Source organism: Pseudomonas sp., from assembly GCF_035277045.1.
Classification (GTDB): domain Bacteria; phylum Pseudomonadota; class Gammaproteobacteria; order Pseudomonadales; family Pseudomonadaceae; genus Aquipseudomonas.
Genome location: NZ_DATELE010000085.1, coordinates 1 through 3,623, shown reverse-complemented (window position 1 = coordinate 3,623; position 3,623 = coordinate 1). Strand labels below are relative to the sequence as shown.

At 63.5% G+C, this 3,623-nt stretch carries 2 protein-coding genes and 1 pseudogene; all 3 read right to left on the bottom strand.

Annotation, left to right across the window (positions count from 1 at the left end):
- Window positions 1-2,125: TonB-dependent siderophore receptor (locus VJS90_RS03430; RefSeq protein WP_324119119.1), on the bottom strand; the 2,125-nt coding region annotated here is incomplete at its 3' end.
- Between the two features lie 124 nt (window positions 2,126-2,249).
- A complete protein-coding gene (locus VJS90_RS03425) occupies window positions 2,250-3,527 on the bottom strand; it encodes a Y-family DNA polymerase (protein WP_324119117.1) in 1,278 nt (425 codons plus the stop codon).
- Window positions 3,511-3,623: pseudogene (locus tag VJS90_RS03420) on the bottom strand (peptidase S24); the annotation flags it as partial. The gene VJS90_RS03425 and the pseudogene VJS90_RS03420, both read right to left, overlap by 17 nt.

Here is a 3,623-nt window from a genome sequence, read left to right as displayed (position 1 = left end):
CGCCCAGGCGCACGTCGTAGTGCTCGTTGAACCTGTAGCCGGTGCTGACATCGACCAGGCCGTAGGCTTCGACGTCTTCCTGGGCCTCTTCGGTGTAGCTTTCCTGGAGGCGGTAGTTGTAGCTAGGCGACTTCTGCTTGCCGAAGTACGTACCGGCGACCTGGAATGACAGCTGTTCGGTGGCGCGCCAGTCCAGGGTGGTGTTGACGGTGTACTCGGGGATCACGCTGAGCGGCTCGCCGGTGTCGCGATTGTCGTTGTTGAGCATCCAGGTGAGGTTGGTGTTCCAGTCCAGCGACGGGGTCAGCTCGATGAAGAAGTTGCCTTCCACGCCTTCGACCAGGGCCTTGCCGGCGTTTTCCCACTGGGTCACGCGGCTGCCGCTGTTGATGGTATAGAGCACGTCGGTGCCGCCAATGATCTTGTTCTGGTAGTCATTGCGGAAGTAGGTCGCGCTGGTGCGCCAGGTGCCGCGGTCGTAGAGCAGGCCGATTTCCTTATTGATGCTGATCTCCGGATCGAGGTCGGCGTTGCCCTGCAGGTAGCAGCCGCCGTTGTTGCTCTGCCGGACACTGCAACCATTGCCACGGCTGTAGAGCAGGTAGTTGGAGTTGTACTGGTACAGGTTTGGCGTCTTGTAGGCCCGGGCGATACCGCCTTTCACGGTCAGGTCATCGGTCAGCTTGTGCGACAGGTTCAGGCTGGGACTGAGGTTGTCACCGAATTCTTCGTGGTGGTCCAGGCGCAGGCCGGGGGTAATGGTGGTGTCGCCGATGACGATGTTGTCCTCGACGAACAGCGCGTAGCTCTTGGCCGTGATCTTCGAGTCGCGGTTGAAGCCATCGATCACGCTTCCCGCCTCGCCCGACGGGTCGAAGCTTTGCGCCTGAAGCGAGCCCTTGTCATTCAAGGTTTCGTACAGGTACTCGCCACCCAGGGTCATCACGTGCTCGGTGTTGCCCACGGCGAAGGGCAGGTTCACTTCGCTGGCCAGACGGGTCGTGCGCAGCCGCGACAAGGCCGCGCCCGCGCCATCACCCGGTGCGCCTTCGGTACGGCCGGCCAGGCCTTCGTTGAGGCGCCAGTTGCGTACGTACTGGTACGACAGCGAGGTCTTGGTCGAACCCCAGCTGAAATCGCCCAGGTGGGTCAGGTCGTAGGTGTTGCGCTGCATGACGTTGGTTTCCTGGCCATACAGGCTGGAAACGAAGTCGACGTCGCCGCCACCGTTGCTGTTCATGGTGTCGCCCGCGAAGATATTGCCCTGCCGGCTGTAGCCCGCGCTGGCTTCCAGGCGATGCTCGTCGTTGAGCTTCCAGCTCAGCAGGCCATCGATGTCCTTGTTGCGCACGCCCTCGCGTCCCGCGGACAACGCGGAAGTGGCATGGTCGGCGTTGATGTCCAGGTCGTCCGCATCCGTCTTGGCCACGCCGCCATACACGCGAAAGCCCAGGTTGTCGGTCAGCCCGCCGCTCAGGTTGAAGTTGGCGCGGCGGCTGGCGCCCTCGGCGCTGTCTTCGGGCATTTGCGTGTACAGGTTCAGGTTGCCCTTGAGCTCATCGGTCGGGCGCTTGGTGATGATGTTCACCACCCCGCCCATGGCCCCGGAGCCGTAACGAGCGGCCGCCGGGCCGCGCAGGATCTCGATGCGCTCGACCGCCTCGGCCGGCACCCAGTTGGTTTCACCGCGGGTGTCGCGGTCGCCGTTCCAGCCGTAGCGCACCGCGTTGCGGCCGCTCGACGGTTTGCCATCGATCAGGATCAGGGTGTTTTCCGGGCCCATGCCGCGCAGGTCGATCTGCCGGTTGTTGCCCCGCGCGCCGCTGGCGCTGTTGCCGGTCAGGTTGACGCCCGGCTCGCGACGGATGATGTCCGACAGGTCATTGGCCGGCGGACGACGCTTGATATCTTCCGCGGTGATGACCGAAGAGCCCAACGCCTGGCGGGCTTCTTCCTCGGCGGTGACCATGGTGTTCTCGATCACCATGGCGTTGTCGCCAACCGGTACTTCCAGTACCTCACTCGAGGTGACTTCTTCAGCATGGACCGAGGTCGTCAGCAGCGCCGGCGAAGCCAGCGCGACAAAGGCCAGGGCCAGGCTGTTGGGTGAGGTTCTGGACTGCATTTTTCTACGTCTCCATGTATTGGGTAGCCACAGGGACGGTAAATATATTGATTCTCAAATAGTGTTAAATCTTATTTACGAAATTTACATATTGATACGGAACTCCTCCGATTCCCTTTCTCCCTTACCCCAGCCGCCAAAGCTCCGCCACCTGGGTGGTATAGCTACGGCTCATCATCTCCCGGCGCATCGCCCATTCCGGCTGCGCCGGTACCGCCGCAGGCCTCAGCGTACCGCGGCCCCAGCGCCCATTGATGCAATCGAGCACCTGCATCACCCGCTCGTCCTTCAGCGGTTGCGAGGCGGCGAACAGGTCGTCGGTGTACTCCCCGCGCTGACACAGGTCGAGCAGCAGTACTTCGGCCTTGCTGTACCGGAACCCGGGACGGTACACCTGCGTGGTCGCCTCCAGCGCCATGCGGGTGAGCAGCCGCACGTCGTCGGTGGGATACGGCAGCCGCACCACCACGCCCTTGGCGTATTTCGCCTCGTCCGGATTGAACATCCCGGTGCGGATGCTCACGCGCATCCTGCGGCACAGCGAGCCCTGCGCCCGCAGCTTTTCCGAGGCGCGCATCACGTAGGTGGCGACCGCTTCGCTGATCGGCGCGAGCTCCGCCAGGCGCGTGCCGAACATGCGGCTGCAGCAGATTTCCTGCTTCGGCGGGTCGGGTTCGTCGAGTTCCAGGCACGGCGTGCCCGCCAGCTCGCGGGCGGTCTTCTCGATCACCACGCTGAAGGTCTTGCGCAGCGTCCAGGGGTCGGCGCGGGACAGGTCCCAGGCGGTGAGGATGTTCATTTCGCGCAGGTGCGCGGTCATGCGCCGGCCGATGCCCCAGACGTCCGAGACCTCGCACTTTTTCAGTACCCAGTCGCGCTTGACCGGGTCGCGCAGGTCGACCACCCCGCCGCTCTGCGTCTGCCAGCGCTTGGCGGCATGATTGGCCAGCTTGGCCAGGGTCTTGGTACCGGCGATGCCGATGCCGACCGGGATGCCGGTGCTGCGCAGCACCTGGGCACGCAGGTTGCGCCCTAGCCTGTCGAGGTCGCCCGGCACGCCAGTCAGCTCGGCGAAGGCTTCGTCGATGGAGTAGATCTCAAGGCTGGGAACCATGCTTTCGATCACCGTCATTACCCGCTGGCTCATGTCGCCATACAGCGCATAGTTGGACGAAAACGCCACCACCCCGTGCTTGCGCAAGGTGTCCTTGACCAGGAAATACGGCTCGCCCATCTTCACGAACGGCTTGGCGTCGGCACTGCGGGCGATGACGCAGCCATCGTTGTTGCTCAGCACCACGATCGGCGTGCGCAGCAGGTCCGGGCGAAACACCCGCTCGCAGCTGGCGTAGAAGCTGTTGCAGTCGATCAGCGCGAAGACCGTCTCAGGCGAGGTTGTCATGGCTGCGCACACTGAACGTGACGACACCCCAGATGAGCAACTCGTCGCTCTCGAGGATATAGCGCGGCGGGAAGCGCTTGTTTTCCGACATCAGCG